Below are 25,891 nucleotides of genomic sequence, written 5' to 3' on the forward strand. Positions count from 1 at the left end.
TGGAGGTATATATTCAACTTTTCTTGGAGCAATTAATAGACTCAATACTATTTCTTTAATGTATACACTCGGTGCTATAATTTTTTACCCAATTGTAATTTTACTTATAAAATATACAAATATAGGAGTTGTAGGGGTTGTTGTTAGCATGATAATTTCATCAATGGCATATTTTACTGCACCTTTTGAGGTCAAAAGAATTCTAGCAAAAAAACATTTATAAATGAAGAATCTTAAAAGAATTTCGATATATACAAATTCAGACTTTCCGTATGGTGGGCCTGCTGAAAATTTTGTCCGGCAAATGGTTTTTGGGATTAAGGAAAATGGAATCAATGTTGATATTGTGTTGGTTAAAGGGAAAATAACAGAACACTTACGTGATAGTCAGATCTTTTGCAAGAATCTACTTTTTTTAAAACGACCCAAAAATAATTTACTAAAAGTTTTGCAGCTAATTCTCATACAATTAAAACTTCCATTTTCAATATTATATAATCGGTGTTTTAGAAAATCTCGAATTTTTATACTTTACGGATTGGAGTATTTCTATTTTACATTGCCTTTCCTTTTGATGCGTATAATTTTAAGAATTAAGGTATATAGAGTTATAACAGACAGATATCCGATACATGTAATATCACCTAAATGGTGGAAAAAACCTAAATTATTCTTTTACAATATTCAGTACAAGTTTATAGATAAATATTTAGACGGCCTTATTTGCTTAAGTTCCTATTTAAAAAAAGATGCAATAAAAAATGGGGTTAAAAGTAATAAGATAATAGTTATCCCTCATTTTATAGATATCTCTTCATTCTACAGCGTTTCAAATTTTTCAAATTCTAATGATAATAGTAAGATAAGAATTGGAATGTGTGGAACTCTTAACGAACAAAATGGAATATTAGAATTACTATATGCCTATAAAAAAGTGCTAAGCGGTTATGCCAATGTTGAGCTTTTGCTTGTTGGTCCAATTAAAAAAGAAATTATTGAAAGAATTAAGAATATATTTAATTATAAAGATATTAACTCAATTATACTTACAGGTAAAGTAGATAGTCAAAAGGTACCAGAACTATTAAACAGTTGTGATATTTTAGTTAATCCAAGAAAATCAGGTGTTGTTGCTGAGGCTGGGTTCCCAACCAAACTAGGAGAATATCTCGCAACAAAAAAACCAGTTGTTGCTACAGCTGTAGGAGATTTAAAAAACTACTTTAAAGATAAAAAAGAATTAATTTTAGTTAACCCCGATTCCGCAGATTCTCTTGCAAGGGGTATTATCTTCTTAATTGAGAATAAACATATAGCAAATGAAATATGTTTAAATGGATATAATTGGGCTTTAAATAATTTAGATTATAAGAAATCATCAAAAAAGTTATTAGATTTCATTTTTAATACTGAACTTACTTTGTGAAAATTTTAACTTAATATGCTTTTTCTAAAGATTAGTAATTAGAACATAATATTATTAAAATGATTAAGTTCTTGTTTTATCTTTTTTTGCTAGTTATTTTAATATATGTATTTAAAACTAGAAAAGATTTTATATACTTTATTCCATTATTCAATGTTATATCAGACACTTCTTTTTCCTTTTTTTCTGGATTCTCAGAAGTAACTATACTCAGAGCATTAACACTAGTTGTTTTCATCGTTTTAACTTTTCGCTCTGTTATATTAACAAAGTTTTGGGTTTATTATTTATTTATTTCTTTTATATGTTTTTTATTAGTAATCAATTCTAACGAATTTGAGTATTCAATTAAAGTTTACTTTCAGATTTTAATACCGTTTTACATTTTTATTTTCTCTTTTCAATTTTTGATTCATTTCATAAAATTAAGCGTTTATTAAAACTATCATTATATATTCTACCCCTTAGTATACTATTTACATTGGCTGGTTATTTATGGGGTGTAGGTAGAGTATTAGAATATACTTTAAATAGTGTAGACTCAGAAGAAGTTGTTGGTATGTTGGGTAGCGGTGGGCAATACACCCCTGCAATTATCATTTCTCTCTTGCCATTGATTTCTTACATTTATAATAATAAAAGAGATTATTTATATACTATATATGGGGATTTATTACTTACATTTTTATACTTCTAAACATGCGAAGGACAGCAATACTAATTCCAATTATTGGTTTGATACCTCATCTAATCTTCAGTAAATACAAAAATCAAATATTAAAATATCTCCTTCTGTTTTTCACAATTTTATTAATATCATTTCCATTATACAAGGATGTTTTACTTGAAAGGTACGAATTACGTGCAGAAAAGGGACGTTTTGAAAAAGACTTTTATAAAACTGAAGCAAGATATATTGAAAATGTTGAAATGCTAGACGAAATCTCAAAATTTGACGATCCCTATAAAGTTTTATTTGGTATAGGAAATAATGCATTTGCCGAGGCAATATCCAATGGACAAGTAGTAAGAAGAATGTATCACTCCGATACGGCCAAACTTTATCATAGTGTTGGATTGTTTGGATTATTCTTCTACTTTTCAATTTATTTAATACTTCTAAAAGAGATATTGAAAATAAGAAATGTTAAGAATAATAACCATTTTAAAATTGCAGCTCTTGGATTACTTTTCATTCAATTATTCGTATCTTTAAATGGTAGTATAACGATTATTACTTTTAGAACCGTTAGCTTTTTATTTATGGGTGCATTTATCGGATTTGCAAAAGCTAATACTAAAATGTTAAAACATGAAGCATTTCCCGTCAATATTCCTCACAATGATGAAAACATTTCATTTGATGAGAACTTCTCCAAGATAGAGATAGATGAATATTTCCTTTGGTATAAATCTAATATTATTAACTTTTATCATACAAGTCACAATGGAACAGAGGTTATTGCACATGCCAACCCAAAGTTTATACACAACCTAAATTCACTTAATAATTTTGAATTTATAGAGTCATGGGCTGAAGACCTAAGTTGGGGTGTACTTATTTATAACGATAAAAATAAGAAAAGGCTAGTCATTAAAAATGATATTTACGGCATCTATCCTTTTTATTTCTCAGAACTTAATGGTAAAATATATTTTTCAAACGACTTTGATTTACTTGTTAACATTCATCGAGGCTTAACAATCAACAACTTTGCAATAGCCGATATTTTTCTTTTTAATTACCCTTTACTAAATCGTACAATTTTCAATGAGATTTCTAGAGTTGAGTCTTTTTCTACCATATTTGTAAAAGGTTCTGATTATTATATAGAAAGAAAAGATATTCTTAAATCCATTTATAATAAAAAGAAATATCCTTTCGATTTGTCTATAAGTTCAATAAAAGATGATGTAAAAAGAAATTGTATTCCAGAACTAAAAAAACATTTAGCCTTAACAGGAGGTTTTGATTCAAAACTATTACTATCAACTCTTTTATATGAAGGTTTTGAATTCGAAACGTTTACATGGGGAAATAAATCAACAGCAGATAACTTATCTGCCACAAAAACCTCAATAAATCTCAACTTAAAGCACAACAATATTTCTCAAGATAGTTTAGAGGACAATCCATTAGAATATATTTCACGACTCATAGATTATCAACCAAATTTTCCTGTTGCTGATACCTTAATGAATTATATCCTTGTTAATGACACTTTAGATTCTTCAAATATATTTACAGGAATTATGGGCGGAGAACTGATTGTAGGCCCAATAATTAAGGCAGAGCTAATTGCAACAAGATATGCTTCATACTTAACAAACACAAAAGATTATATTATTTTTATGATTTATTACTTAAAGACTTACCAAATAATTGTGTGGTTAACGAGAAGTATATCAAACGTAACTTTAGAAACTATTACGAATCAATTAAAGCATACTCTTCATCAAAAGTATTCCAAAAGAACGAAAGCGTTGTTAAATTTCTACTAACAGAGGCATATCCAAAGTTCTTTGGCACTGTTTTAAATATACTTTTTAGTAAACATAACCTAATTGCTCCATTAGTAAATATTAAACATTTACAGTTTTTATTGAATTCCAAATATCGTTTTACGAAATCAAAACCATTTGGGAAAAATCCATTGTCTCATTTTTTGTCAAGACGATTTTATGCAAACTTTGTAGAAAAAGTTTATCCGACAGTTTTAGATACACCAATGGATAGAGGATATAAACTGTCTCATTTTAAAAATTTATTTACGTTAATAATACCTGCAATTAATTATATTAAGAGACATTTTTTAAAAGAAAACCTCAATTAAAAGAGTTTGGGTATATAGATAAATTAATATATTTCACAAACGAAATAATTGATGAATCACCAGTTAACAAAATAGATGCGTTAGATCTAACCAGGTTAAAAATTATATATTAAAATACAACAATGGTTATAGAAACAACAGACTAACGCAGAATACACTACAAGTGCTTCTTTTACACATGATAATCACAAAGTATCAAGATAAAAATATTACATATGAAAACAATTAAAATTATAATAGATTATAAGGGTCACTTTGGGACAAAATTCACAGCAAAACCCTACAGGAGTGGTTTTGATAAATCGAAACTAATTATTATTTTAAAGAATATGATTATACAGTTAATTTTATTTATCCTTGGCAAGTAGATTTTAATAATTGCAGGAACCAACTTTACTTATATACTTCATCTGAAGATAAAAACTTACATTATAAATCGTATCTTGAAGATATTGTATTAGGATTAAAACTTGCTGGAGCCATAGTAATTCCAGATTATCATTACTTAAGAGCCCATCACAATAAAGTATTAATGGAGATTATTAGAAAAATCTCCAATGACAAAAACATAAAAACAATAGATTCTCAAGTCTACGGAACTGTTGAGGAACTTATTAGCAGTAAAAACATTTATTCTAATAAATCTGCTTATGTAATTAAGCCTTCGGAAGGAGCTATGAGCAAAGGCATTTCATTAGCTAAAGATTTCAAACAACTTTTAGCAGACGCCAAAAAAATATCCGCTACTCCTTCTTTAATTATCGACTTAATTGATAGAATGAGGACATTAAAGCATAAAGGGTATATAAAAGAATCTACTCATAGAAAAAAGTTTGTTGTGCAGGATTTTATCCCAAACCTGCAAGGTGATTGGAAAGTATTAATTTACTGGAATAAATTTTATGTATTAAGAAGGTTAAATAGAGAAAAAGACTTTAGAGCAAGCGGGGGTGGAAGATTGTCTTATACTAGAGATATTCCAAATGGTATGCTAGATTATGCAAAATCTATTATCAAGCATTTAAATTTACCCAATGTCTCATTAGATATTGCATTTGATGGAAAAACATTTTATCTACTAGAATTTCAGGCTGTTTATTTTGGCACATATACACTTGAACATTCGAGTTTTTATTTTTCATTTAACAAGGAATGGGAAATAGTAGAGAAAAAATCTATTTTAGAAGATGAGTATGTAAGAAGTATTATAAGTTACATCGATAATGATTTGAAATATTTAGAATAAATGAAAGTTCTGTTTATATCAAGTGGAAATAAAAATACAGGAGAGGTTGGGATTCTTGTTAGAAATCAGGCAAACTCGTTAATTAAAGAAGGTGTTGAGGTTGATTTTTTTCTAATAAAAGGGAAAGGTTTTTGGGGGTATATTAAAAACATACCAAAAATACGTAAAGCATTTCTTAAAGGCAGCTATTCGCTAATACATGCGCATTACAGTTTGAGTGCCTTTGCGGCATCATTATCTGGATGTTTCCCCATAGTAGTCTCTCTTATGGGGTCGGATGCTTATATGTCTCTTTTTTACAGGGTGTTGGCAAAAGTATTTTATTTAGTTCGATGGAAGAGGACTATAGTAAAAACTGAGCGAATGAAGGTTTTGCTTAAAATGAAACAAGCAGTAGTATTGCCTAATGGTGTTGATGTTGAAAGGTTTAAGCCTATTCCCAAAGAGATTGCAAGAGAAAAAATCGGCTATACACAAGATTCTAAATTAGTAATTTTTATTGCTGATCCTAGTAGGGCAGAAAAAAATTTTGAACTAGCTCAAAAAAGCTTCGATTTATTAAAGGATAAAGTAAACAATGTGGTGTTAATGACAGTTTATAACAAACCAAATTCGTTAATTCCATATTACTTAAATTCTGCTGATGCATTGCTTTTGACTTCGAAATGGGAGGGTAGTGTTAACGTTGTTAAAGAAGCAATGGCCTGTAATTTGCCAATTATAAGTACTGATGTAGGTGACGTAAAATCTAATATTAACGGTGTTGAGAATTGCTATATTTGTTCTTTTAATCCCATGGATATTGCAGACAAACTTGAGTTGGCATTAAATGGAGAAACTACTTCAAATGGCCGTGACATCTTGCTAAAAAAAGGACTCGATTCACGTTCAATTGCTAGAAAGATTATTCGAATATATGAAGACATTGTTTCAAAATAAAAAGGGTGCAATAATAATAGAAGGACATATACAGGGCTTATCTAACACAAGATCTTTAGGAGAGGTTGGTATTCCTGTATATGTAGTTGATAAGAATAATTGTATCGCTCAATATTCAAAATATTGTAAAAAATTTTTTAAATGCCCTGATTACAAATCTGAGGACTTTATCAACTTTTTAATTGAAATTGCTAAAAGTGAAAAACTAGAAGGATGGGCTTTAATTCCTTCCAACGATCATGCAGTTTACAATATATCAAAAAACAAACATATCTTACAAAAGTTTTATAGTGTTATTACTCCAGATATTGATATCATAAATAATATTTATGATAAAAGAAACTTATTAAAGATTGCAAAAGACTTAAATATTCCAATCCCAAAAACAATTTTTCTCTCTTCTGCAGACGAAGTAAACAGTAATTCAGAGTTAGATTTCCCCCTTATAACAAAAGGAAGATTTGGTTTATCATTCTATAAAACAATGGGGAAAAAGGTTTTTCTTTCAAAAAATATAAATGAATTTAAAGAGCATTTAAAAATAATAGAAAGTAAGTATAACATATCTGAAACATTTACCCAAGAGCTAATACCTTATTATGGTAATAATAAAACAGTTTCATTTACTGCATTTTGTATTGAGGGCGATGTTAAAACATACTGGATTGGTGAAAAGATAAGGGAGCACCCCATTCAGTTTGGAACAGCAACATCTGCTCGAAGTATAATAGAAAAGGAACTTTTAGAACAAAGCAAGATTTTGCTTAAAAATCTAAATTATACAGGTGTATGTGAAATTGAATACATTTATGACCCGCGGATTGAAAAGCACTTATTAATTGAAATTAATGCACGTACTTGGTTATGGGTAGAACTTGCAAAAAAGTGTGGAATTAATTATGCCCTTTATATTTACAACTATTTAAATGGCCTCTCAATTGATTTCCCGAAACATTATTCAGAAGATGTATATTGGGTAAATTTATTTACTGATATTCCTTATTCATTAATAGCACTTATAAGGAACCAACTTAATATTAAAGAATTTATACAAAGTTATAAAGGTAGAGTTATTTTTGCTACATTTAATAGTAAGGATTTAATGCCAAGTTTTATGTTTTTCATACTTTTGCCTTATATTTTTATCAAAAGAACTTAAATTGTTTGAATATGGAAATAATAATTATAATACTATCAACTGTAATCTTATCCACATCATTATTTATATTCTGGGTTGCAAAAGGTGGCTTTAATAAAAAGTACCTTTATACTGATAACATTGTGTTGTTCATAGTTGCATCAGTAATAAATGTTGGAATTTATAATCTTATTAAGATGCCATTATGGGTAATAACACCATTCATAAGTGGTTTTATTGTCCTTATTTTTTTCATTGCTCTATTTTTTTACCGGTTCTTTCGTAATCCAAAACGTCAAATTCCAGGTGATAAAAATGATATTGTTTCACCAGCAGATGGAAGAATAATTTACATTAAAGAGCTTGAAAAGGATCAAATACCTGTTTCAGTTAAAAAGAAAAGAATAGCATCTATAAAAGAGATAACCAAAACAGATATATTAGAACAACCCTGTTATCTTATAGGAATAGCCATGACCCTTTTCGATGTTCATTATAATAGAGCACCGATAGATGGTAAAGTAATTATGGTAAAGCATACACCTGGTTCCTCAATTGGGTTAAACACTCCAGAATCAACATTGGTTAATGAGAGGAATACTACCGTTATTCAAAGAGAGGATGGTGTAATGGTTGGTGTAGTTCAAATTGCTGCAAGATGGGTTAATCGTTGCATTGTAATGGCAAAAGAAGGAGAATCTCTTAAGCGTGGTGAGATTTTTGGAAAAATCCGTTGGGGCTCTCAAGCCGATTTAATTATTCCTAGAAATTGTGAAATCCTTGTTCGCGAAGGAGAACAAGTTTATGCAGGCTCAACCATTATTGCTAAACTTCTTGAAGATTAAAAATGAACCTACTTTTTGACATTGGACATCCTGGTCAGGTGCATTTGTTTCGGAATGCGATTAATATTTTAAAAGAAAAAGGGCACAACGTTGTTGTTACAGCTAAGAATTCACCAAACATTTTGGATTTACTTGAAAAACTAAATATTAAATATTTTAATCTTGGAGACAAATATGATGAATTACACTTAAAAGCCTTTAACCAAATTAAATACAATAAGAACCTTCTTAAAATCGTAAATTCAAATAAAATAGACATAGGCATTGGTTCATCATTAACAATCGCTCAAGTTTCAAAAATTTCTAGAATAAAATCGATAATCTTGGATGACGATGACACCGATGCAGTTAAACTATTTGCATGGTTTGCCCATCCATTTGCCGATGCTATTCTATCGCCTATAGCACTTAAGCATGATAGAAAACGGAAAAAAGATATTTTATACTCAGGTACCCATGAGTTGTTCTACCTTCACCCTAACTATTTCTCTCCCGATCCTAACATTTTAAAGCAACTAGGGATTTCATCTAATGAAACTTTTTTTGTATTACGTTTTGTATCGGGTAAAGCATATCATGATATAGGAGAAAACTGGGTTTCGCTAAAACAGAAGCTTCAAATAATAGATAAGCTTAGTAGATTTGGTAAAATCTTTATTACTACAGAAAGAGTAATTGAACCAGAATTAGCCAAATGGCAGCTAAAACTTTCTCCAGAAAAAATTCACAGCCTTCTATACTATGCTAAAATGTTTATAGGTGATAGCCAAACAATGACCTCTGAGGCTGCTATTCTGGGAACTCCTGCCTATAAATGCAATTCTTTTGCTCATAGATTATCGGTGCCTAATATGTTAGAATATGAATACGGCTTATGCTATTCTTATAAGGTAAATGAATTTGATAAACTAATTAACAAAATTTCTCATGATATAGAAAAACCAGACATTAAGAAAGAATGGGAAGTTAAGAGGCAAAAATTTTTATCGGATTCAATTGATCCAACAGCATTTCTTGTTTGGTTTATTGAGAATTATCCAAAGAGTGCAAAAATTATGAAAGAAAACCCCGATTATCAATATAACTTTAAATAGCATGGATTTTACACTAGTAAAATATAGCAATGTGCTTAAACCCCTGATAGCAAAGGGGTTTTTGTTTACTTCTTTTTGTGAGTTAGCAGATGAAACCCATTTAGGTCAGGGCAATAAAATAATAATACTCCGCCACGATGTAGACTTAAAACCAGAAAATTCGCTAAAAACTGCAACTATTGAACACAACCTTGGAATACGTGGTACGTACTATTTTCGTATTGTCAAGGAGAGTTTTGATGTTGATATAATTAAGCAAATTGCCGATTTGGGTCATGAGATAGGTTACCACTATGAGACAATGGATACGGCAAGTTCAAAATTCAAGATTCAAGATTCAAAATTAACTGATAAGCAGAAAGAACAACTAATTGATGCAGCCTACGAGGAGTTTTGTGAAAATTTAGAGGTTTTTAGGAAGATTTACCCGGTAAAAACTATTTGTATGCATGGCAGCCCCAAATCGGCGTTCGATAATAGGGATATCTGGAAAAAGTATGATTATCGTCAATTAGGCATAATTGGTGAGCCTTACTTTGATATTGATTTCGACAAGTTTTTTTATTTAACTGATACCGGGCGTTGTTGGAATGGATATAAATACTCCGTGCGCGACAAGATGCCTCAGCAGGAGCAATGGATAAAACAGGGTTTGGTTTTTAAAACAACCAATGATATTATTAAAGCTGTGGCAGAAAATCGTTTCCCTGAAAAGGCAATGATAACGATCCATCCTCAACGTTGGACCGATAATTACCTTGAATGGACTAAAGAGCTTGTAGCTCAAAGAGCAAAAAACATTATCAAATGGGGTTTAATGCGGTATAGAGCAGCGTTTCATTTATAGTATTCGGCGTTTTGATTTTTTGACCTCACCCCCTGCCCCTCTCCTGAGAGGAGAGGGGAGTTTAAGCCTCCCCTCTCAGGTGAGGTTTGGAGGGGTCGTTTGAAGGAAAGAATGAATCGGAAATAATCGGAATGTATCGGAAGAGCCTTGTTGCTCCTAACCAGCCAAGGTTGCACTTGTGGTGGCTGAGCTTGTCGAAGCCATGTTTGTTTCCCCTTCTTTTGCCTTGATGCAAAAGAAGCAAAAAATCAAGGCTGAAAAGCCTGTTCCGATGGGTGCCCCGTGGTCGTGTCTTCAGCGCGGCGCAACTCGCCATGCCGCAGGCATGGTTCAAACAGCACCGCTTCCTTTACCCTACGCAACGACCGGCCCACGACCCATTCGCGGAACAGCCTTTTATGCCGTTATCTTGAAAACCGAGAATCCAACCTGTTGGTCAAATCTTGAACTTTGAATCCGTCTACGCCGGACACAGCCTTGAACTTTGAACCATGTATTGACATGCTGAGCGTAGCCGAAGCATCTCTTCTTGAAGAATATGAGGAAGTTAAAAGAAGTTAGAGGAAGTTAGATGAATGATACGGAATGAGTCGGAAATATTCTGAAGGAATCGGAAATTCATTCGACAATTTTTGAATCTTGAATCTGAAATCTTGAACATTAAACTTTATCCTTTATCCTTGAACCTTTATCCTTGAACCATGCATTGTCATGCTGAGCTTGTCGAAGCATCTCTTCTTGAAGAATGTGATGAAGTTAAAGGAAGTTAGAGGAAGTTAGAAGAATGATACGGAATGACTCGGAAATATTCGGAAGTATCGGAATTTCATTTGACAATTATTAAATCTGAAATCTTGAATCCGTCTTCGCCGGACAAATCTTAAATTTGGAATTTCACGCACTGCATAACTTTGTGCACTTCTCTGTGTATCTCTGTGTACTCTGTGATGTAAGAAATAAAATGCAGATGCCTCCAAACTAACATTTTTTCGTTTAACGATTAACTTTTAACGATTAACTCCTAACCATTAACTATTTAAGTTTAACGTTTAACGAAATCCGCCTTTTAACTTTGTCCTTTATCCTTTATACCTTCTGCTCCCAAACATGCTGTTTATTAGAAAATTTATGATAAAAAAATTGTAGGTTTGCAATCGTTTCAAAATGTAACACAATGGCAAAGACAAAACCAAGTATTCCTAAAGGAACCCGTGATTTCGGACCTGAACAAATGGTTCGAAGAAACTATATCTTTGATACTATTCGAAGTGTTTTCAGAAAGTATGGCTTTTTGCCCATTGAAACACCTGCAATGGAAAACCTTTCAACCCTGCTAGGAAAGTATGGCGACGAAGGCGACAAACTTCTTTTTAAGATCCTAAATTCTGGTGAATTTATCGATAAAGCAGACCCAGAAATATTTAGACCAGGGAACTCAAATGCTGCTTCCCTGGCCATATGCGAAAAGGGTTTGCGTTATGACCTTACTGTTCCATTTGCCCGTTTTGTGGTACAGTATCGCAACGATATAGCTTTTCCTTTTAAGCGTTATCAAATACAACCCGTTTGGCGAGCCGATAGACCGCAGAAAGGTAGATATCGTGAGTTCTACCAATGTGATGTTGATGTAATTGGATCAAACTCTTTGCTAAACGAGGCTGAGCTAGTACTTATCATCAATGAAGTTTTTGAAAAACTTAAAATTCGCACCCTGCTTAAGGTGAATAATCGCAAAATATTAAGCGGTATTGCAGAGGTTATTGGCCATGCCGATAAGCTAATCGACATTACAGTTGCAATCGACAAGATTGAGAAAATTGGTATTGAAGCGGTAAACGCTGAGCTGCGACAGAAAGGTATTGATGATTCTGCAATTGAGAAGCTTCAGCCCATAATCTTGCTTCAGGGAAGTAACGAAGAAAAGCTTTCGGTGTTAAGGAATGTGCTTAAGGATAGCGAAGTGGGAGTAAGGGGTATTGAAGAAATGGAAGAACTATTCCGTTATGTAGATGCATGGGGCGACCTTTCGACTCAAATAGAGCTCGACCTTTCGCTTGCACGAGGGCTGAACTACTACACGGGCGCAATTTTTGAAGTAAAAGCACTTGATGCTGAGATTGGTAGTATTTGTGGTGGTGGGCGATACGATGACCTTACAGGAATTTTTGGATTACCAAATGTAAGCGGAGTTGGTGTTTCGTTTGGTGCCGACAGAATTTATGATGTGATGCTTCAGTTGAATCTTTTCCCCGAGAGCGTTTCGTCAACAACTCAGGTGATTTTTTCCAACTTTGGCGATAAGGAGGTTGCTTATTCCATGCCTGCTGCCCGTAATCTTAGAAATGCTGGAATATGTGTTGAAATTTATCCCGATGCCGTAAAAGTTAGAAAACAGTTTGAGTACGCCAATAAGCGAAATATTCGTTTTATGGTAATTGCTGGTGAAAACGAGATGCAAAATAGAGAATTCTCTGTAAAAAACATGGAAACTGGGGAGCAGGTTACCATTGCTTTTGAGAACCTTGAAGAATACATTAAGTCGAATCTATAAAAGAATTACAAATGGTCAAAATTCATACTATATCACCCAAACCACTAAACTGGGATGTTATTGAGGGCTTAATTAATGAACCCCACAAGTTAGAACTTTCAGAAGAGTCACGAAATCTTATTGCTAAGTGCCGCGACTACCTGGATAAAAAAATGGAAGATGAGAGTACCCCAATTTATGGTATAACCACGGGGTTTGGCTCATTGTGTAACAAGACCATTTCTAAAGATGAGCTATCGCAGCTACAAAAGAATTTGGTAATGTCGCATGCTTGCAGCACTGGCGATATGGTAAACCCAGAAATTGTAAAGCTGATGCTATTCCTTAAAGCTCATGCACTTTCTTTGGGTCATTCAGGTGTTCAGGTTGAAACAGTTGAACGTATTATCGATTTTTATAATAACGATGTTATTCCCGTTGTTTACGACCGTGGGTCGTTAGGGGCTTCGGGCGATTTGGCACCGCTTGCCAACCTTTTCCTTCCCTTGATTGGTATGGGAGAGGTTCTATTCGAAGGGCAAATCCAGCCAGCAACCGAAGTACTTAAAAAGTTTGGGTGGAATCCCATTGAGCTAAAGTCGAAAGAGGGCTTAGCATTACTTAATGGCACTCAGTTTATGAGTTCACATGGTGTTTATGCCATGATAAAAGCATTCAAGCTCACAAAACTTGCCGACATTATTGGTGCCATCTCTTTAGAGGCTTTCGATGGTAGGATTGACCCATTCCACGAAAATATTCAGAACGTTCGGCCGCATCAGGGGCAAATAGAAACAGCGCGCAATATCCGTAAAATACTTGAGGGAAGCGAGCTAATTCAGCGCCCCAAAAAGCATGTTCAGGACCCATACTCTTTCCGTTGTATTCCACAGGTTCACGGCGCCTCAAAGGATGCCATTAACTATGTTGCAGGCGTATTGCTAACCGAAATTAACTCGGTAACCGACAATCCAACTGTTTGGCCCGATGAGGACTTGGTTATTTCGGGAGGAAACTTCCATGGTCAGCCACTTGCGTTAGCTTACGATTTCCTAGCTATTGCTTTATCTGAGCTGGGAAACATCTCGGAACGTCGTACTGCACAGCTTATACTAGGATTACGTGGGTTACCAGAGTTCCTTGTTGCAAATCCTGGATTAAACTCTGGCTTCATGATTCCACAATATGCTGCAGCAGCTATGGTTAGCCAAAACAAGCAGCTGTGTACCCCATCGTCTGTTGATTCAATAGTATCGTCAAATGGACAGGAAGACCATGTAAGTATGGGTGCCAACGCTGCAACAAAGCTGATTCGAGTGATTGATAACCTTGAGCGCATCTTAGCTATAGAACTTTTCAATGCTGCGCAGGCTCTTGAGTTCCGTCGTCCTGCTAAATCATCGCCTTACATTGAGGAGTTTATTGAAAGCTATCGTTCAGAGGTTAGCTTTATTGATCAGGATAAAATAATGTACAAAGAGATTGATAAAACCATTCAGTTCCTTAGGAATGGAAAATTTGAGAAGGAATAGGTGTAATTGAGATATTACGAAAAAACCGACAGATTTAAATAGCTGTCGGTTTTTTTTAGCCTTTTTATCTTAGAAATCGAACTTAAACTCTTAATTTATAAGTTCTTTACGATACTTTTCTACCAGAATATCCTTAATATCATCATACGGTATCAGTAATTCAATATCACCTCGTGAGTAGCTAGCAATCTCATATACATTGTAATGGAAGAGTATGCCTTTGGCTGTTAGTCCAAACTCTTTAGGAAGAATGAATGTATTGTTAGGTGCAAGCCAATAGTCGGTATTGTCATTTGTATCATTTAAAATTTGCTCAGTAAAAACCTTTTGAGCAATTGTGGTGAACCTATTTTTATCTGTTATTAAATCGGAAAGTGCCAGTTTATTTGACTTTTTTAAGTCGATAATTAGGTAATGGTATTCGTACATATTGTGTGCACCGCCAAGGTAACTATTTTGGTGGTAGCGAATGCTAAGTAATCGACTTGTTCTGTATATCACTTTATAATCAATATTTATAAACCATGTTGATTGTGAACCAAACTGTTTTGCATATTCAACAAACGAGGTATCGTACCCCATTGCGCTATTAACCAGGGCATCTTTTAAATATGGATACCTAGATTTTATATTGCTAAGATCTACCATTTCAAGGTAGTCCGATACAATAACTTTTTCGAGGCGCGAGCTGCCAAGTCCATGAGCAACTGGGAAACGGTAAATAATCTTCAAACATAAGGAGTCGGGTTTGTAACAACCACGTTTGTAAACAACAGAATCTGGTAAAAATTCAATTTCACTTGTTTTAGTTGCTACATAAAAGGTGTACCCGTAGTAGGCAATTGCTAGAACAGCTAATATTCCTAATATTCGATAAAGGTTGGTTCGGTTCATTTCAAAAATTTCTTTCCCAAATATACTTTTAAATCAATCAAGTGCTAAAAAATGGTATTGCTTTTTATTGGTTTTCTACCTAACTTATGTTTACCAAACGATTTAAAAAAGATGGAAAGTTATTCAAAAAGGTTAACAATAAAAGATTTGGCTGAGGATGATCGTCCACGCGAAAAGATGGAACGAAAGGGCGCAGCAAGTTTAAGCGATGCAGAGCTAATAGGGATTCTACTTAGGGTGGGTAATGCAAATGAAACCGCTGTTGAGGTTGCACAAAGGTTACTTAGCAGCGTAAACCAAAGTCTAAACGAGCTCGCACGCCTTAGCCTAGGTCAGCTAACAAGGATAAAAGGAATAGGGAAAACTAAAGCAATAACAATACTGGCAGCTCTTGAGTTGGGAAGGCGTCGCAGTGCCGAAGGAGCTGTAAATAGGGAACGAATATTTTCAAGTAAAAGTGTGATAGAAATATTCCAGCCCATGCTTTCCGATCTACCTTATGAGGAGTTCTGGGTTTTACTGCTAAACAAGTCGAATAAAGTAATAGAGCGGGCAAAGCTAAGTCAGGGTGGTGTTGGAGGAACCGTAGTCGATCCCAAGATTGTGCTAAAACTTGCTGTTGAGCGCTTAGCATCAGCGTTAATTGTGGTTCATAACCATCCATCCGGAAACCCTCAACCAAGCGATAAGGATATTGCACTGACCAAAAAGCTACGTAATGCTTCGGAGTTTTTTGACATTTCATTGCTCGACCATGTGATTATTACCGATGGCGAATGCTACTCTTTTGCCGATAATGGAATTATTTAGCAGGTTAAGAAATTACGCGCTAATGATCCAATTGGTCAGCTATAAGTTGGTATTAAGCTTTACTTTAGCCATTAGGCTAATTGTTTCCGATATCGGAATAAATTTGAAACCTAACGATTTTATCTTATTTGCCGAATAGTAAGTTTGTGTAAATGCCGATTTTAGGTTTGATTTTGATATTCTACCTAATGTGAATATAAAGATAAGTGGGTATAAAATATCAATTAAAACACCTGGTACCTTAATAAAAGGTTTTTTTACGCCAGTTTCAGTAGCAATAGTATTAAACAAATCGCGGAAACTTATATTCTCGGAGTTAAGCACATACTTTTCTCCATTCACATCGGTATCAAATGTAAGAAATGCCATTGCTTTAGCAACATCTCTCACATCAACATATCCAGTGATGCCAGTGGTGTAAAAGGGGATGCCCTTTGCAGCAATAGAAAAAAGTTGACCACTACCAGAATCCCATCTTCCAGGTCCTAGAATTACAGAGGGGTTAACTACAACCACTCTTAATCCGTGTTCAAAACCACGCCACACTTCGTTTTCCGCTAAAAACTTGCTTTTTGCATATGCGCTTTGGCCCTTGCTTTTTTGCCATAAGCAGCTTTCGTCAATTATTCCAGCAGGATTTGCTTCGCCAAGAGCTGCAATGGAGCTAACGTGGCAAAGTGTTTTTACACCATTTTCAAGACATGCATCAACTATGTTAGCAGTGCCAGTCACATTGGTGTAAAGAATTTTTTTTGAATCGGCAGCTTTAAACGACACAAAAGCAGCTGTATGGAAAACCGTATCAACACCTTTTGTTGCTTCAAGAATCGATTGGTAGTCGGTTACCTCTGCATCAACCCACTCAATTTTCTTAAGAAGCTCCGAAGGATTATCATGATAAAGAGAAAATACCCAACGTACAAAATCGGTATTGGAATTTTCCCGTTTGGTAGCTCGAATGTTAAATCCACGAATGCATAGTTCGTATAGCAGATGTGAACCTACCAGCCCTGTTGCACCTGTAACAAGTATCATTATTGCGCGGCCTTTATTTCTGGAACGATAAGTCTTTCGACCAGATTAACTTTTTACCAAAACCTAGGCGGTTATCGGTCATTTTGATATAGGTGAGGTCAACAACCCAAAGATGTGTTTCCATTAGCATGGCAATTGGGAAACGCTTTAAGTATGCTTTTTTTGCCCTTTCGTATAAATCGTCTTGAGGTTGACTAATTACGCCCTGAAATTGAATTCCTTGTATTTTCCCAACAATGCTAGTTTCCAAAACGATGCTGCCAGCAACATAAATATTGTGGCTTGCTTGCTGAATATGCTTGGTGTTAAAGTCGGAGGTGAATACCAGGCTGTTCTCCTCCTCCATATAGGCATAAAAACAGTTAGCGCACCATGGTTCTTCGTTAAACGATGTGGCTAGTGTAAGAACATGGTGTTCGTTGATAAACTCTATAATCTTTTTATCTATCTCTTGCGCCATTTTATTAGTTTGATTAAACAAAGGTAAAAAAATTAGTTGAGAGTTGATAGCTTTTTATTTACAGATGCATTGTTCGTATTAGTTACAATAACTTCAAGCAATAGAAGAACTATTTCTTTAATTATCCAAACACCTGAAACTCATTAAATGAATAATACTAGTATGAGATACTGAGAGTCAATATAAACATCTATCTTTTCTTGTTTATCAGGTAATGTTTCCATTCAATGGAATTTCCATAAAATACATTATAATCAACCTTGCCTTCTACTCCATCTAATCTTCCTTCGTGATGGTACTGCCAGAATGTCCAAGGTTTTTCAATTTTTGGAGTATGGTCAAAAGAACAAATCCAGATATCATTTTCTAGGAACTCATCTTTTATATACCATTTGTAGGTATCCTTATTGGTATAAATAAGCACTTTAGTCTTGGTCTTCTCCTCAACAAGACGAATAAATGCTCTTATATCCTTTATGATTTCTTTCTTTGGGCGTCGGATAACATTTCCCCATTCCTCAACATCAATCACAGGAGGTAGCTCAAGGTTTAGTCCAGCAATGGCGCTAAGGTAGTTTTGTGCTTGTAGCTTACCAGAACGATTAAAGTTAAAAAAATGGTAAGCACCAACAGGTATGCCAACATTTTGAGCTTGTGCTATGTTTTTTCGAAAAGTTTCATCGCGAAGGGTTGCTCCTTCGGTTGCTTTTATGAAAGCAAAATTGACCCTTTGCTCTTTTACCTTTTCCCAATCAATGGTACCTGTGTGCGCCGAAACATCAATTCCCCAAATAAGGTATCGATGGTAAGGGTCGGTTAAAAAGCGAACAACCAGGATAATAATGACCAAAAGACTAATTAATGCGGCAGCGAGATAGTACTTATTCTTACTAACTTTTCTTTTCTTTCTTCTTTTCTTACCCATGGTGCAAATATATGGGGTATTTGGATAAATCTATATAAAACGCTACCCTTCTTTAGATTTAAACGCTCATTTAATATCGATTAAAAAAGTGTATATTTAAAGAAATTTTAGAAATGTATAGGTATAGGTGTTTTTATTGCGGGATTTTGGCTTTGTTGATGCTTTTTAGCATCGGTTTTAAAACTTATGCCCAGCTAGATGACACAATATACTTGAATCCTTCATCAATTAAGGCCTTAGCAAAAGTTCTTGATAGGCCCGACGATTCGCTTAAGGTTGTGGTGTTAAAGTTGCTTTGTTGGGAAAATCGCAATAGCGATCCAGCAAAAGCTATCGAGTATGGTCAGATGGCAGTTGCCCTTGCGCAAAAATTAGAACTTAACCAGGAACTTTCCGACTCCTATAACCGATTGGGAGTAGCGTATCGGAACGTGGGAGAATATGCTAAAGCGTTAGATTGCTATTTTAAAGGACTAGAAATATCGCGTAAGTACAATTTAAAAAAGCACCTAGCCTTTCAGTATAACAATCTAGCCGATTTATACAACCGGTTAAGCCTATACGATAGAGCTGTTGAGTTTGGGAAACGTGCCCTTGATATTGCCAAACAGATAAACGATGAGTACACTCTTTCTTATATCTACAACATCCTGGGTACAATTTATCAAAATAAAGATGACCTTGATTCTGCGCTTTATTACTTTGGGAAGTCGCTTGAACTTAGAGAAAAAATTGGGTTTAGCCCTGGTATTGCTACCGCCTACTTGAATATAGGCAATGTGCATCTAGCTAAAGGTAAAAAGGATTCAAGTGAGTTTTACATTATTAGAGCACAAAAGATATACTCGCAAAATAACGATTTACAAGGGTTGGCATTGACCTACCTTGCTCATGGTATTTTATGTAACCAGCTAGGACAGTACGATAGTGCCATTTTCTATTTCAATAAGGGGTTGGCTACTAATCGGAATTTTGAGAATCAAACAGTTTCGCGCGATTGCCACAAAGGATTATCGTATTCCTATAAGCAAAAGGGAGATTTTAAGAAAGCCGAATATCATAGCAATTTAGCATATAACATAAACGATAGTATAACGTTAAGTAGCTATGTGGAGCGACTTACTCAGCTAACTGAAGCATTAAGGTTTGAAGAGCAAGTTAAACACCAAAAGGAACGCGAAAAGATTTTAGCAGAGAAGATAGGCTTTCAGAGAAATATTATAAAGCTATACATTGCGATTATAGTTTTACTTACTGCACTCATTGGCTTAGCGGTATATTTTTACCTAAAGAGGGCTAAGGATGTTCGTCTTTTAAGAAAACAGAAAGATGAAATTAACCAGCTAAATAACGATAAGGATAGGTATTTTTCAATTTTAGCGCACGATCTTAAAAATCAGCTAACATCTATTGTTACCATAGCTCAAATAATTAAGGAGAAAAGTTTATCGTTGGGCAACGATGAGATGATTCAGCTATCGAAACGATTATATGTTCTTGGTTTCTCTACTAATGATTTACTAGAGAATGTTTTGAATTGGATTAAGTCGCAGGAGAAACGCTTAAAAGTTTCCATTAAAAGCTATAACCTCAAAAATTTAGTTGATAGGGTGATAATGTCACAGAAACCAGCAGCCGAGCTGAAATCGATAGGGCTTGTAAATAAGGTTGATCCCACCATGAATGTTAATACTGATGCTGATATGCTTAGTACCATTCTTAGAAACTTTATTTCGAACGCTATTAAATTTTCAGTTGCAGGTGGTGAGGTTGAGATTGAAGCAGCACAAATAGCAAGCAGGATAGAGGTTTCGGTTAGAGATTATGGGGTAGGGATGACTCAACAAAAAGTTAACTCCTTATTTAGTAAAGGACAACAAAAATCACAGCGTGGAACAAGCAATGAGCAAGGGAGTGGAATAGGCTTAGCAATATGCAACCAGCTAGCAACAGATTTGGGTGGAGAAATAAAGGTAGCAAGTAAGCCTAACGAAGGGAGTACTTTTACAATCGTCCTGCCTTTAGCTGATGTTAGTTAAAGTACTTTCCAACCTTATTGATAGCCGTAGGTAGTGCAAATACAACAACTCTATCGTATGGCTTGATCTCGGTATCGCCTTTTGCAATAAAAGCACTATTTCCCCTAACAACTCCTCCAACAATAGCATCTTTAGGAAATCCAATATCTTTAAGTCTTCCTTTTGTTATAGATGCTCCGGGTTTAACAATAAACTCAAGTACTTCGGCGTCCGATCCGGTAAGACATTTAATGGCGGAAACGTCGGTGCTCATGGTATAACGGAAAATTCGGCTAGCAGTAATAAGCTTTTTGTTAATTACTGTATCAACACCAATGCTTTCGGCTAGACGAATATAGTTGATATTCTCAATTTCGGCTATTGTTTTCTTTACGCCCATCCGCTTGGCGATAATACAGGAAAGAATATTTGTTTCAGAGTTACCAGTAACAGCAACAAATGCATCCATATACTGAAGCCCCTCCTCAATTAATAGATCTGTATCGCGGCCATCGCCATTGATAACCAGAGCATTTTTAAATAGGGCTGCCAACTTCTCACTTTTTTCGGGGTTAGTCTCAATGAGCTTGACATTCATTGACTTTTCCAACTCCAATGCAAGGTGAATAGCAATTCGGCTTCCACCAAGAATCATCACATTATTTACATCGATATTCTTTTTACCGGTGTACTCAAGCATCTCCTTTATGCCTGATTGGTTTGCAATTACGTAAACCATGTCATTTACCTTGAACTGGTCGTTTCCACGAGGAATAATAGTTATTCCTTCACGCGTAATTGCAACAGCCCTATAGTCGAGGTTTTGTGTATTCTTGGTAGCCTGTAGTAGCGTATAATCTACTATAGGTGAATCTTCTTCAAGCTTAAACACTAGAAGCGATAGCTTACCGCCTGAAAAATCGACAAATTCAGTAGAGCTGGTTTGACCAAGCAACGATATTATCTCTCTAGCTGCCAGCTTTTCGGGGTATATTAGCGAGTCTATTCCTAGGTTAAGAAAAATCTCTTTGTTATTGGGTTGTAGGTATTCCCATTTGTCGATACGTGCTATAACCTTTTTGGCACCAAGTTTTTTGGCTAAGGTGGCCGATACAATATTTGTTTCCTCTGAATGAGCTACAGCTATGAATAGATCGGCTTTTTTTATGTTGGCTTCCTTTAATGTTTGAATAGAGGTGGCTGAACCTTTAATGGTTAAAACATCGGCATTTGCAGTTACGTGGTTGAGCATCTCCTCATCAGGGTCAATCACTGTAACATCATGATATTCCTTGGCAAGCATTTTTGCCAGGTGTGTTCCAACTTCTCCTGCCCCTACAACAATGATATTCATAATTTAAGCGGTAAAAGTAAATTGCAAAATAACATCATTTTTTATCAAGTGTATCAAATAATAATATTTATTAGCTCATTTATTAAAACCAATCGCGGTTTTATCTAGAAGTTAGTGCTATAATATCCTTGGTGTTTTATGTCATAGTGTGATATTCCTTTCTCATATAGAATGGAAGTTATACCTTTCTTATGCCAAGGTTTAATGCTTCCGTCAAAAATTACCATTTGGGGTTTCAGAAGATTCAAAATCGATGGGTTTGTGTATTTATTCGCTATAAGAATATCAACATCAAGAATCTTATCTGTCACTAGGTGGCTAGCACTATCGTTATATGGAACAGATATTAAGAAATCCCTGTAAACAATTGTAGCCAGTCCAAAACGATTATTTGTGCTAACAAATTCTGGCAAATCGTCCTTTGCAAAACAATCAATTTTAGATACTTTCATCTTTGAAATACATTTATTTCGTTGATATCCTTCAGTCGCAAATTCAAATGCTTTGTTTGCTATTTCTGGGGTATAAAACATAACTGGGGTTCCTCCCTCGTTTATGCAAAAAATTGACCCTTGGGTTGATGATAAAATTACTATCTCAGAACTTCGGGATATGCTAATATTGTTAATTACCGACAACATTAAAACTCCCCATAAAAACACTACAGAAGCGATAAGGTATCTTCTATTCTTAAGAACCAAGAGTAATGCAAATAAAGCAATTGCTATAGTTAGCATAATGGCCTGCCAATGATTAAAGTATATCGATTTAATGCATGAATAAGGAATGCCTTCAAGGGTTTGGAGCGATTGATTTAAGAACCATGTCAGTAAATTTAGAAGCTTTCCGAAGAATATACCCGCTGGTTCAATAAATGAGAATAATAGAGTACCCAAAGCGATATAAAGGGTAATTGTGGCTAAAGGAATGGCAACAATATTTGTAACTAAAAAAAGTATAGGGAATTGGCCAAAATAATATAGGGTAAGGGGTAGTGTTAGAATTTGAGCAGCAAGCGAAAGGCTAACCAATGTCCAAACGTACTTGAAAATCTTATGCTTAAAATCAACGAGACTATAAATAGGAGGGTAAAAGAAAAATATAGATAAAACTGCTGCATGTGATAGCTGGAAACCTATGTGAAATAGCGATAACGGGTTGATAACAAGAATCAAAAAGGCCGATGCTGCCAACGTATTGTAGCTGTTGGTTTTAAGTTTCAGAGCCTTTCCTATTGCAAACAAAGAGAACATAATAGTTGCACGTTGGACAGATGGAGATAGCCCTGTAATGAAAGCATATCCCCATAAGGCCAATAGCGCAATGAGTAGTCGAGTGAATTTCCATAGTTTTTGATTTGGAAGGAGCGATAGGATGATTAAAACCAAACCATAGATCAATCCAACATGCAGCCCCGAGACAGCCAGAATGTGCATGGCGCCTACGGTTGAATAAACCTGACGTGTTTCATCGTTAAGCAGCGATTTATTTCCTAGAAGCAACGCTGAAACAACTGCTAGTTCTTGGTTTGCAACGCCAACGGTTCTGAATGTTTCTATAGCTTTATTTCTTATATCATAGGCCAATCTAAATACTGGGTTAGCATTGTTCCCAATTTTTTCCCAGTAATTGGTATTGGCATATATGCAGTATGCAATACCCTGTTGTAGCATGTAGGCCTTATAGTTAAATTGATATGGATTTAATGGTTTTGAGAATGTAGTCAGTTTACCAGCTATAGCAATAATATCACCATATCTTAAGTGATAGGAGCTGCTGTCTGACGTTGAAAAATAAATGAGGACTTTGATTGTGCGATTGAGAATTGTATCATTTTGATAATAAATCTCGGCTTTTGCCCTTACACTTTTTTCGCCAAATGAAGGTTCATCAACAATTCTGGCTAAATAATTATTCTGTGAGGCTGAACTAATATTGCTTTTAGGAATACTATTTAGAGTGGCAAAACAGCCTAAGGAGAAAATAAGGAAGTAGATTAATAATCCAGAAACCCAACGAAATTTCCAAGATTTTAGAAACCATATGGATATCGCTAAAACAAGGATTAGCATGATGCTTACCCCGCCAAGTAGCCAAAAATTGGTAAAAATATGGAGTTTGTATTGGAATAAAATACCTATTATAAATGGTAACGCTATCCTTATAAAAGGAACTTCGTGGATTGAGCTAGGAAGTTTAACCATAAAACAGTAACCTAAACTGATTTAAGTTACAGCAATATTGAACCTTATAGTTCTAAAGAATTAAACCACTTATATGCTTCATCTTTACTGTTGAAGAATTTTAGTGGCAGCTTGTATACGTTTGCTACTTGCATGATTAGGTTAAGGTAGTAACGTTTAAAAGCATTTCCGTCAAAAACAACGGCTGCTGCTTTAAGTCCCTGTTCAATTGCCTTAGGAAGGGCAACCTGTTCAAACCATTTCCTACTTTTAGGGCTTATAACACCCTGTTTCCTAATGTCGGATAAATAAAATTTTACTTCAAACATGGAATCTCTTTGAAAAGCAAGAAGAGACTCAAAGAGCGTTTTGTATTCCTCAAAAGTTTGGCTTCCATTCCAGGTCACCTCAACGGTCTTAGTACTTGGGTAATAATAAGCATTGCCATAGGAACTTTTAAAAACTTCTATTGTATCCATAATCGAGGATGTTATTTATGCAATTTAATAGATAAAAAGGTTAATATCAACCTAATATTTATAAACTGCATGAATCGAAGTACATAAAACCGAATTTCATTGTTTAAAGTATTTTTGGGAGATTGGAAGATTGAGTAAATTTGTAACAAAAAGAAGAGATATGTCACTAACTTTTGACCCTAAAGATTTTGATAGTATAATAGTTGTAGGCGATAGGTTATTGATAAAGCCTAAAAATCCTGATGAAAGAACCAAAACAGGATTACTCTTACCCCCAGGTGTTCAAGAAAAGCAAAAAGCGCATAGTGGATATGTTGTAAAGGTAGGACCTGGATATCCACTACCTATGTTAAACGAAACCGATGAACCTTGGAAGAAAAGCCAGAATCAACCCAAATATTTTCCTTTACAAGCCCAGGTTGGCGATTTGGCTGTGTACTTGCGCGACAGTGCCATTGAGGTTGAGTTTAACAATGAAAAGTATGTAATAGTTCCATATTCCTCTATTTTGTTGCTTTTCCGCGATGAGGGGCTGCTAGAATAAACAGATGAAAAGCAAAAATTACGCGATAAAAATTTTGCTATCATCTAATTTCATTTATATTTGCGAATAGATGCTCTACATGAGCATTTGGTTGAATAAGAAAATTGAAATCTACCTTAATATGAAGAAGACAAATCTAATTATCAACATTCTGTTTGGATTAGCAATTGTAGCGCTCTTTGTGCTACATTTTACTTCGGGGAAAAAGGCTAATGTAGAAAGTGCTAATAGTACCCAGGTTCAAGATTTAGGCGAGTTTACTGCTGCGTGGATCGACATGGATACTATTCTCAATAACTACGACATGTATTTTGACATGAAAAGTGAGTTGGAACAAAGCAGTAAGAAGAAAGAGGCCGAACTCACTGCCAAATCAAAAAGTTTTGAAAAACAAGCTCGCGATTTTCAGGATAAAGTTCAGAAGGGACTTGTTACACGTTCCGAAGCACAGCAGCTTCAAGCCGATTTAGCAAACAAGGAGCAGCAGCTATACCAAATGCGCGACGAAATGCGTATGCAACTTGCCGAAGAAGAGCAAGTTAAGTTGCGCAAAATCCATAATAGCATTGTTGAGTACCTAAAGGAGTACAATGCTGACAAAGGTTATAAGCTAATTTTTAGCAGCACATTTGGTGGTCCTGTTCTTTATGGTCACCCAGCAATTGATATTACAAAAGAAGTTCTTGAAGGACTTAATAAAAAGTACGCCGAAACCAAGAAAAACTAAAACCCACCTATACTAAACCTAAACCAACTCG

Annotated in this window: 21 protein-coding genes; 14 read left to right on the plus strand and 7 right to left on the minus strand. The window is 34.8% G+C overall.

Going from position 1 to position 25,891, the window contains the following annotated elements:
- Positions 1 to 223 precede the first annotated feature (223 nt).
- The 10 genes from FHG85_RS00450 (at position 224) to hutH (ending at position 14,431) form a co-directional block, all read left to right on the plus strand.
- Positions 224 to 1,426, plus strand: coding sequence for a glycosyltransferase family 4 protein (locus tag FHG85_RS00450; protein WP_173072315.1), 1,203 nt, complete (start codon positions 224 to 226; stop codon positions 1,424 to 1,426).
- Between the two features lie 699 nt (positions 1,427 to 2,125).
- On the plus strand, positions 2,126 to 3,928 hold the full coding sequence (locus FHG85_RS00455) for a hypothetical protein (RefSeq protein ID WP_173072316.1): 1,803 nt from the start codon (positions 2,126 to 2,128) through the stop codon (positions 3,926 to 3,928).
- Positions 3,929 to 4,792: 864 nt separating this feature from the next.
- Positions 4,793 to 5,506: an ATP-grasp domain-containing protein gene (locus FHG85_RS00460; RefSeq protein ID WP_173072317.1), complete on the plus strand. Its 714-nt coding sequence runs from the start codon at positions 4,793 to 4,795 to the stop codon at positions 5,504 to 5,506.
- Positions 5,507 to 6,445, plus strand: coding sequence for a glycosyltransferase family 4 protein (locus FHG85_RS00465; RefSeq protein WP_173072318.1), 939 nt, complete (start codon positions 5,507 to 5,509; stop codon positions 6,443 to 6,445).
- Entirely contained in the window at positions 6,423 to 7,604 is a 1,182-nt protein-coding gene (locus FHG85_RS00470) for a carboxylate--amine ligase (protein ID WP_173072319.1), read from the plus strand. Before FHG85_RS00465 ends, FHG85_RS00470 begins: the two co-directional genes overlap by 23 nt.
- A gap of 11 nt (positions 7,605 to 7,615) precedes the next feature.
- Complete coding sequence (locus tag FHG85_RS00475; RefSeq protein WP_173072320.1) at positions 7,616 to 8,428, plus strand: phosphatidylserine decarboxylase; 813 nt, start codon at positions 7,616 to 7,618, stop codon at positions 8,426 to 8,428.
- A 2-nt stretch (positions 8,429 to 8,430) separates the two neighbouring features.
- Positions 8,431 to 9,522, plus strand: a complete 1,092-nt coding sequence (locus FHG85_RS00480) for a DUF354 domain-containing protein (RefSeq protein WP_173072321.1) — start codon at positions 8,431 to 8,433, stop codon at positions 9,520 to 9,522.
- 1 nt (position 9,523) lies between these two features.
- Complete coding sequence (locus FHG85_RS00485) at positions 9,524 to 10,369, plus strand: polysaccharide deacetylase family protein (protein ID WP_173072322.1); 846 nt, start codon at positions 9,524 to 9,526, stop codon at positions 10,367 to 10,369.
- Between the two features lie 1,174 nt (positions 10,370 to 11,543).
- Positions 11,544 to 12,920 (plus strand): histidine--tRNA ligase, encoded by a 1,377-nt coding sequence (gene hisS / locus FHG85_RS00490; protein ID WP_173072323.1) that lies wholly within the window; start codon positions 11,544 to 11,546, stop codon positions 12,918 to 12,920.
- 11 nt (positions 12,921 to 12,931) lie between these two features.
- Positions 12,932 to 14,431 carry a histidine ammonia-lyase gene (hutH, locus tag FHG85_RS00495; RefSeq protein WP_173072324.1) on the plus strand — a complete coding sequence of 500 codons (1,500 nt, stop codon included), beginning with the start codon at positions 12,932 to 12,934 and terminating at the stop codon, positions 14,429 to 14,431.
- Between the two features lie 90 nt (positions 14,432 to 14,521).
- Here hutH and FHG85_RS00500 read toward each other — a convergent pair whose 3' ends face one another.
- Positions 14,522 to 15,325 (minus strand): DUF3298 and DUF4163 domain-containing protein, encoded by an 804-nt coding sequence (locus FHG85_RS00500; RefSeq protein WP_173072325.1) that lies wholly within the window; start codon positions 15,323 to 15,325, stop codon positions 14,522 to 14,524.
- A 111-nt stretch (positions 15,326 to 15,436) separates the two neighbouring features.
- Between FHG85_RS00500 and radC the strand changes: the two genes are divergently transcribed.
- Complete coding sequence (gene radC, locus FHG85_RS00505; protein WP_173072326.1) at positions 15,437 to 16,135, plus strand: RadC family protein; 699 nt, start codon at positions 15,437 to 15,439, stop codon at positions 16,133 to 16,135.
- 39 nt (positions 16,136 to 16,174) lie between these two features.
- On the opposite strand, the gene FHG85_RS00510 is transcribed toward radC, so the two are convergent.
- The 3 genes from FHG85_RS00510 to FHG85_RS00520 all read right to left on the minus strand — a co-directional run bounded on the left by FHG85_RS00510 (position 16,175) and on the right by FHG85_RS00520 (position 18,555).
- Positions 16,175 to 17,170, minus strand: a complete 996-nt coding sequence (locus tag FHG85_RS00510; RefSeq protein WP_173072327.1) for an NAD-dependent epimerase/dehydratase family protein — start codon at positions 17,168 to 17,170, stop codon at positions 16,175 to 16,177.
- Positions 17,171 to 17,183: 13 nt separating this feature from the next.
- Positions 17,184 to 17,630: a PNPOx family protein gene (locus FHG85_RS00515; protein WP_173072328.1), complete on the minus strand. Its 447-nt coding sequence runs from the start codon at positions 17,628 to 17,630 to the stop codon at positions 17,184 to 17,186.
- 190 nt (positions 17,631 to 17,820) lie between these two features.
- Positions 17,821 to 18,555: a glycoside hydrolase family 25 protein gene (locus FHG85_RS00520; protein ID WP_173072329.1), complete on the minus strand. Its 735-nt coding sequence runs from the start codon at positions 18,553 to 18,555 to the stop codon at positions 17,821 to 17,823.
- 113 nt (positions 18,556 to 18,668) lie between these two features.
- Between FHG85_RS00520 and FHG85_RS00525 the strand changes: the two genes are divergently transcribed.
- Positions 18,669 to 20,594: a tetratricopeptide repeat-containing sensor histidine kinase gene (locus tag FHG85_RS00525; RefSeq protein WP_173072330.1), complete on the plus strand. Its 1,926-nt coding sequence runs from the start codon at positions 18,669 to 18,671 to the stop codon at positions 20,592 to 20,594.
- On the opposite strand, the gene trkA is transcribed toward FHG85_RS00525, so the two are convergent.
- From trkA to FHG85_RS00540, 3 genes are all read right to left on the minus strand, one after another.
- On the minus strand, positions 20,587 to 21,927 hold the full coding sequence (gene trkA / locus FHG85_RS00530) for a Trk system potassium transporter TrkA (RefSeq protein ID WP_173072331.1): 1,341 nt from the start codon (positions 21,925 to 21,927) through the stop codon (positions 20,587 to 20,589). The genes FHG85_RS00525 and trkA overlap by 8 nt on opposite strands.
- 104 nt (positions 21,928 to 22,031) lie before the next feature.
- Entirely contained in the window at positions 22,032 to 24,131 is a 2,100-nt protein-coding gene (locus FHG85_RS00535; protein ID WP_173072332.1) for a ComEC/Rec2 family competence protein, read from the minus strand.
- Between the two features lie 44 nt (positions 24,132 to 24,175).
- Entirely contained in the window at positions 24,176 to 24,589 is a 414-nt protein-coding gene (locus FHG85_RS00540) for an STAS/SEC14 domain-containing protein (RefSeq protein WP_173072333.1), read from the minus strand.
- A gap of 160 nt (positions 24,590 to 24,749) precedes the next feature.
- On the opposite strand from FHG85_RS00540, the gene FHG85_RS00545 reads away from it, so the two are divergent.
- Together FHG85_RS00545 and FHG85_RS00550 are read left to right on the plus strand one after the other, a co-directional pair.
- Positions 24,750 to 25,133 carry a co-chaperone GroES gene (locus FHG85_RS00545; RefSeq protein ID WP_173072334.1) on the plus strand — a complete coding sequence of 128 codons (384 nt, stop codon included), beginning with the start codon at positions 24,750 to 24,752 and terminating at the stop codon, positions 25,131 to 25,133.
- A gap of 121 nt (positions 25,134 to 25,254) precedes the next feature.
- Entirely contained in the window at positions 25,255 to 25,860 is a 606-nt protein-coding gene (locus FHG85_RS00550) for an OmpH family outer membrane protein (protein ID WP_173072335.1), read from the plus strand.
- Positions 25,861 to 25,891 lie beyond the last annotated feature (31 nt).

Origin of the sequence: Tenuifilum thalassicum (assembly GCF_013265555.1) — a bacterium.
GTDB lineage: Bacteria > Bacteroidota > Bacteroidia > Bacteroidales > Tenuifilaceae > Tenuifilum > Tenuifilum thalassicum.

Bases quoted from the DNA above. Each gene is read 5' to 3' on its own strand.
- FHG85_RS00450 (WP_173072315.1), top strand. From the start codon at position 224: ATGAAGAATCTTAAAAGAATTTCGATATATACAAATTCAGACTTTCCG.
- FHG85_RS00455 (WP_173072316.1), top strand. From the start codon at position 2,126: ATGCGAAGGACAGCAATACTAATTCCAATTATTGGTTTGATACCTCAT.
- FHG85_RS00460 (WP_173072317.1), top strand. From the start codon at position 4,793: ATGGAGATTATTAGAAAAATCTCCAATGACAAAAACATAAAAACAATA.
- FHG85_RS00465 (WP_173072318.1), top strand. From the start codon at position 5,507: ATGAAAGTTCTGTTTATATCAAGTGGAAATAAAAATACAGGAGAGGTT.
- FHG85_RS00470 (WP_173072319.1), top strand. From the start codon at position 6,423: ATGAAGACATTGTTTCAAAATAAAAAGGGTGCAATAATAATAGAAGGA.
- FHG85_RS00475 (WP_173072320.1), top strand. From the start codon at position 7,616: ATGGAAATAATAATTATAATACTATCAACTGTAATCTTATCCACATCA.
- FHG85_RS00480 (WP_173072321.1), top strand. From the start codon at position 8,431: ATGAACCTACTTTTTGACATTGGACATCCTGGTCAGGTGCATTTGTTT.
- FHG85_RS00485 (WP_173072322.1), top strand. From the start codon at position 9,524: ATGGATTTTACACTAGTAAAATATAGCAATGTGCTTAAACCCCTGATA.
- hisS (WP_173072323.1), top strand. From the start codon at position 11,544: ATGGCAAAGACAAAACCAAGTATTCCTAAAGGAACCCGTGATTTCGGA.
- hutH (WP_173072324.1), top strand. From the start codon at position 12,932: ATGGTCAAAATTCATACTATATCACCCAAACCACTAAACTGGGATGTT.
- FHG85_RS00500 (WP_173072325.1), bottom strand. From the start codon at position 15,325: ATGAACCGAACCAACCTTTATCGAATATTAGGAATATTAGCTGTTCTA.
- radC (WP_173072326.1), top strand. From the start codon at position 15,437: ATGGAAAGTTATTCAAAAAGGTTAACAATAAAAGATTTGGCTGAGGAT.
- FHG85_RS00510 (WP_173072327.1), bottom strand. From the start codon at position 17,170: ATGATACTTGTTACAGGTGCAACAGGGCTGGTAGGTTCACATCTGCTA.
- FHG85_RS00515 (WP_173072328.1), bottom strand. From the start codon at position 17,630: ATGGCGCAAGAGATAGATAAAAAGATTATAGAGTTTATCAACGAACAC.
- FHG85_RS00520 (WP_173072329.1), bottom strand. From the start codon at position 18,555: ATGGGTAAGAAAAGAAGAAAGAAAAGAAAAGTTAGTAAGAATAAGTAC.
- FHG85_RS00525 (WP_173072330.1), top strand. From the start codon at position 18,669: ATGTATAGGTATAGGTGTTTTTATTGCGGGATTTTGGCTTTGTTGATG.
- trkA (WP_173072331.1), bottom strand. From the start codon at position 21,927: ATGAATATCATTGTTGTAGGGGCAGGAGAAGTTGGAACACACCTGGCA.
- FHG85_RS00535 (WP_173072332.1), bottom strand. From the start codon at position 24,131: ATGGTTAAACTTCCTAGCTCAATCCACGAAGTTCCTTTTATAAGGATA.
- FHG85_RS00540 (WP_173072333.1), bottom strand. From the start codon at position 24,589: ATGGATACAATAGAAGTTTTTAAAAGTTCCTATGGCAATGCTTATTAT.
- FHG85_RS00545 (WP_173072334.1), top strand. From the start codon at position 24,750: ATGTCACTAACTTTTGACCCTAAAGATTTTGATAGTATAATAGTTGTA.
- FHG85_RS00550 (WP_173072335.1), top strand. From the start codon at position 25,255: ATGAAGAAGACAAATCTAATTATCAACATTCTGTTTGGATTAGCAATT.